Source organism: Cellulomonas septica (assembly GCF_012396155.1).
Taxonomy (GTDB): Bacteria; Actinomycetota; Actinomycetes; order Actinomycetales; family Cellulomonadaceae; genus Cellulomonas; species Cellulomonas septica.
In genome coordinates, this window is the sequence record NZ_JAAXOY010000236.1 from 1 (window position 1) to 4886 (window position 4886).

The 4886-nt window shown below is 74.2% G+C and carries 4 protein-coding genes and 1 pseudogene; 2 read left to right on the top strand and 3 right to left on the bottom strand.

From position 1 onward, the window contains the following. Nucleotides 1-76: 76 nt before the first annotated feature. Complete coding sequence (locus tag HGA02_RS10410; protein ID WP_168678947.1) at nucleotides 77-1081, top strand: MvdC/MvdD family ATP grasp protein; 1005 nt, start codon at nucleotides 77-79, stop codon at nucleotides 1079-1081. Nucleotides 1082-1214: 133 nt separating this feature from the next. Beyond that, a complete protein-coding gene (locus tag HGA02_RS10415; protein WP_168678948.1) occupies nucleotides 1215-3455 on the top strand; it encodes an EAL domain-containing protein in 2241 nt (746 codons plus the stop codon). Nucleotides 3456-3492: 37 nt separating this feature from the next. Here HGA02_RS10415 and nusB read toward each other — a convergent pair whose 3' ends face one another. From nusB to HGA02_RS10430, 3 genes and pseudogenes are all read right to left on the bottom strand, one after another. Then, complete coding sequence (nusB, locus tag HGA02_RS10420; protein WP_124344335.1) at nucleotides 3493-3909, bottom strand: transcription antitermination factor NusB; 417 nt, start codon at nucleotides 3907-3909, stop codon at nucleotides 3493-3495. Between the two features lies 1 nt (nucleotide 3910). Continuing rightward, complete coding sequence (gene efp, locus HGA02_RS10425; RefSeq protein WP_124344336.1) at nucleotides 3911-4474, bottom strand: elongation factor P; 564 nt, start codon at nucleotides 4472-4474, stop codon at nucleotides 3911-3913. Nucleotides 4475-4652: 178 nt separating this feature from the next. Continuing rightward, nucleotides 4653-4886: pseudogene (locus HGA02_RS10430) on the bottom strand (hypothetical protein); the annotation flags it as partial.

Consider the following 4886-nt stretch of genomic DNA (forward strand, 5'->3'; position numbering starts at 1 on the left):
CCGAGGTCGCGGCGCAGGCTCTCGCCCAGGTCGCCGCCGCGCTGCGCGCGCTCGGCGGCCCGACGGGTCCGGGCGCATGATCCTCGTCGAGTCCCACGAGGGCGACGACCACCTCGCCCCCGTCCGCACGGAGCTCGAGCGCCGCGGCCACGACGTCGTGGTGCTCGACTCCGGGCGGTACCCGCTCGCGACCGCCGTCACCGTCGCGTACGACGACGGCGACGCACCGGCGCTCGCGGTCACGGTCGACGGCAAGGAGCACGACCTCACCGACTGCCGTGCCGCGTGGTGGCGCCGGCCCCTGCCGTACACGCTCGACCCGTCCGTGACCGACCCGGCCGCGCAGGTGTTCGCGCTCACCGAGAGCGACGAGGGCCTGCGCGGGCTGCGCGCGCTCCTGCCGGCCGTCTGGGTCAACGACCCCGACGCGGACACCCGTGCCTCGCACAAGGCGTACCAGCTGCGCGAGGCGCGCCGGGCCGGACTCGTCACGCCGCGCACGCTCATGACCAACGACCCCGACCGGGCGCGGGCGTTCGTCGCCGCGCACGGGCCCGGGCGCACCGTCTACAAGTCGTTCCTCGCCCAGGTGACGGCATGGCGCGAGACCCGCGTCCTGCGGCCCGACGAGGTCGACCTGCTCGACGCCGTGCGGCACGCGCCCGTGATCTTCCAGGAGTACGTGCCCGGCGACGTCGACCTGCGCGTCACCGTCGTCGGGGACACCGTGCACGCGGCCGCGATCCACTCGGCACGCACCGCGTACGCGCTCGACTTCCGGCTCGAGCTCGACACCGTCCCCATGGAGCCGTACGCGCTGCCCGCACCCGTGCACGACGCCGTCGTGCGCCTCATGCGCCGGCTGGGGCTCGTCTACGGGGCCATCGACCTGCGCGTGCGGCCCGACGGCGAGCACGTGTTCTTCGAGGTCAACCCGTCCGGGCAGTGGCTGTTCGTGGAGGAGCGCACGGGACTGCCGCTCACCCGCACGTTCGTCGACGTGCTCGCCGGGCTCGACCGGGACCCCGCCGACGGGTGCGTCACCTGCGAGCAGAACCGCCCGGTCCGCGCACCGGGCTGACCGGGACCGTACCGCGGCCCGACCCGCGCGCGTCCCGGTCGCCGCCCGTCACCCGGACGGGCGGCGACCGGACGAGGACGGCGTCACCCGGATGCCAGTCATGCCCCGTGACCTGCGCGCCGATGTCTAGGAGGTGCTGGGTCCCGTACCGGTGTGGGTCACCGTGCTGCAGCTGCTCGTCGCCGGTCTCGTGGCGGGCTTCTGCGTGCTGCACTGGCTCTGGCGACGCGGCGACGCCCGGCACCCCGGCGCGGCGTGGTCGCTCATGTGGTCCGCCGACGTCGCGCTGCTCCTGCTCGTCGGCGGCCTGTTCCCCCTCGTCCCCGAGGGCCTGCCCCGCGACGCCGTCGAGGTCACGCACGGCCTGCTCGTCGCCGGCTTCCTGCTGATCGCCCTGCCCGCCGCCCAGGCCATCGGGCACGGTGCGTCCGTGCGGTGGTGGGTCATCGCCGCGACCGTCCTGCTCGTCGCCCGCACCGCGTCGTGGTTCGTGCCCGCCCCCGAGGCGGCGCTCGTCGACGTGGGCTGCCTGCTCGCCGCCGTGCTCGTCGTCATCGTCTACGTGCTGGTCGCGTTCGGCCGCACGCCCATGGGGTCGCTCGGCACGCTGCTCGTCATCGCGGGCGTCGAGTCCGTCGCGATCCTCCTCGCGGGCGTCCTGCTGCCCGACGAGGCGCTCAGCGCGATCCTCGCCGCGCTCTGGGCGGTCCCGCTCGCCGTCGGGCTCGAGGTCCTCGCGCTGCGCCGCCTGGTCGGCGCGCAGGACACCGCCGCCCGCCAGCACCGCATGCGGGACGCCGTCGCGAGCCTCTCGAACGCCGCGTGGTTCGCCCGCGACCCCGAGCGGCTGCTGCTCACGGCCCGCGACGCCGCGCGCGCCGTCCTCGCCGACGACACCATCGAGGGCTCGCTGCGGCCGATCGCCCGCGGCCGGTTCGTCGCCGAGCTGTTCCCCGCCGAGGGCACCGACCTCGACCCGCACGCCCGCAGCTTCCTCGTCGACCTCGCGCAGATCGTCGCGGCCGCCGGCGAGCGGTACCACCTCAACGACCGGCTCCACGCGACCGCGTTCTCCGACCCGCTCACCACGCTGCCCAACCGGCGCGCCGTCGAGCAGCACCTCGTCGACGTGCTCGACCGCGCGAACGTCGAACGGACACGTGTCGCCGTCGTCTACTGCGACGTCGACGGCTTCAAGCGCGTCAACGACGAGCTCGGCCACGCCCGGGGGGACGCCCTGCTCGCCCGCGTCGCCGACCACCTCCGCACGGTCGTCACGGGCGAGGATGTCCTCGTCGGACGGCTCGGCGGCGACGAGTTCGTCGCGATCGTCGCGCGCGCGCCCGAGGACGCGGCGCTCGTCGCGCTCGCCCGCTCGCTGCGCGAGGGCTTCGAGGACCGGTCGCACGGCGGCCGCCCCACGCGCCTCACCGTCGGGGTCGCGACCTGGGTGCCCGGCGACGTCGTCGACCCCGACGCGCTCGTCCGGCACGCCGACACCGCCATGCTCGAGGCGAAGCGCTCGCGCAGCGGGTTCCGCGTCTTCGACCGCGCGCTGCGCCGTCGCGTCGAGGCCGAGCGGCTGCAGCGCGTCGCGCTCGAGGAGGCCGTCGCGCTCGGGCAGTTCACCGCGCACTTCCAGCCCGTCGTCGACACCACCACGCTCGAGGTCCTCCAGGTCGAGGCGCTCGCCCGGTGGAACCACCACGGCCACCTCGTGCTGCCCGCGGACTGGCTCGACCTCGCCGAGGAGTCCGGGCTCATCGTCCCGATCGGCCTGGCCGTGCTGCGCGAGAGCCGGCGCGCGCTCGACCGCTTCCAGATGCCCGTCGCCGTCAACGTGGCGTCCCGCCAGCTCACCGAGCCCGACGCGCTCGAGCAGTTCGAGACCGCCTGGGGCGACTCCTACTGGGAGCACCTCACGCTCGAGATCACCGAGAGCGCGCTCGTGCAGACCGTGCAGGCCGTCCCCGTGCTGTCCGAGCTGCGGGCCCGCGGCGCGCGCGTCGCCGTCGACGACTTCGGCACCGGCTACAGCTCGATCTCCCGCCTCGGGCGCCTGCCCGTCGACGTGCTCAAGATCGACCGCTCGTTCATCCGCGAGCTCGGCACGGAGCGCGGGCGCGGCGCCGTCCGCGCGATCCTCGCGCTCGCCGAGAACCACGGGCTCGACGTGGTCGCCGAGGGGGTCGAGACCGCCGCGCAGCTCACGACGCTCGTCGACCTCGGGGTGCGACGCGTGCAGGGCAACTTCCTCGGACGCGCGACCCCGTCGCTGCCCGTCCGTGGCCCGCGTCCCGTCACCGAGGCGATCCCGGTCGTGACGCCCGCGCACACGCTCCACAGCGTGCCGACGGCCCGCGTCGGTCGGTAGACGCGGGCCGTCGGGCGGTCCTCCGGGGCGGCTCGGCTCAGGCGAGCAGCGTCGGCTTCAGGTCGACGATGCGGCCCAGCAGGCCGTTGACGAACGCCGGCGAGTCGTCGGTCGACAGCGACCGGGCCAGCTCCACGGCCTCGTCCACGGCGACCGCGTCGGGCACGTCGTCGTTGAAGAGCACCTCCCACGTGCCGAGCCGCAGCAGCGCACGGTCGACCGCGGGCATCCGCTCGATCGTCCACCCGTGCGCGTGGGTCGCGAGCAGCTCGTCGATCCGCTCGCGGTGGGCGACGACCCCTTCGACGAGCTCGACCGAGTACTGCGGCAGCGCCGCCTCGGTGCCCGGCTCGGCGATGCGCTGCGCGAGCAGCGTCACCGGGTCGAGCCCGCGCTGGTCGGCCTCGAAGAGGACGTCGAGGGCCCGCTTGCGGGCCTTGGTGCGTGCTCCCACGTCAGTCGTTCACGCGGCCCAGGTAGCTGCCGTCGCGGGTGTCGACCTTGACCTTGGTGTTCGCCTCGAGGAACAGCGGCACCTGGATCTCGTAGCCCGTCTCGAGCGTCGCGGGCTTGGTGCCCGCCGACGAGCGGTCGCCCTGCAGGCCCGGCTCGGTGTACGTGACCTCGAGGACGACCGACGGCGGGAGCTCGACGTACAGCGGCACGCCCTCGTTCGTCGCGATCAGCGCGCTCTGGTTCTCGAGCAGGAAGTTCGCGGCGTCGCCGACCGTGGCCGCCGAGACGTGCATCTGGTCGTAGGTGTCCGTGTCCATGAACACGAACTCGTCGCCGTCCTTGTACAGGTACTGGTAGTCGCGCTTGTCGACGTTCGCCGTCTCGACCTTCAGGCCGGCGTTGAACGTCTTGTCGACGACCTTGCCCGAGAGGACGTTCTTCAGCTTGGTGCGGACGAACGCGCCGCCCTTGCCGGGCTTGACGTGCTGGAACTCGACGACGGTCCACAGCTGCCCGTCGATCCGCAGCACGGTGCCGTTCTTGAGGTCGTTCGTGGTCGCCACAGTCGTCGCTTCCTGTCGTGGGTTCGGGAGGATTCGCGGCGCCGCCGGGACGCGCCCACCGGCCGGCGCGGGTGCGCCTGGGCTGTCACGTGGCCCGGGCAGGCCGCAGACCGCCGACCATCCTACCGTGCGCGCACGTCCCGGCCCGTCGCGGCGGCCCATCGCCCGTCGGGACGCGTCAGAGCGTGAGGGACCATGCGGCCACGAACCCGACCGCGGCGGACCACAGGAGCGAGGCGAACGTGCCGATGACGAACCGCTCCGACGCCCCCGGGTTCTCGCGCAGCTCCGGGTAGCGGCCGAGGCCCTTCACCGCGACGACGACGGCGATGCCCCCCGCCTCGCCGACCAGGAAGCAGCCCGTCACCGCGAGGCGCTCGAGGATGCCGACCCACGTGCCGCCGCGCAGCAC

Coding starts and splice junctions, on each gene's coding strand:
- HGA02_RS10410 (WP_168678947.1), top strand. CDS start 77: ATGATCCTCGTCGAGTCCCACGAGGGCGACGACCACCTCGCCCCCGTC.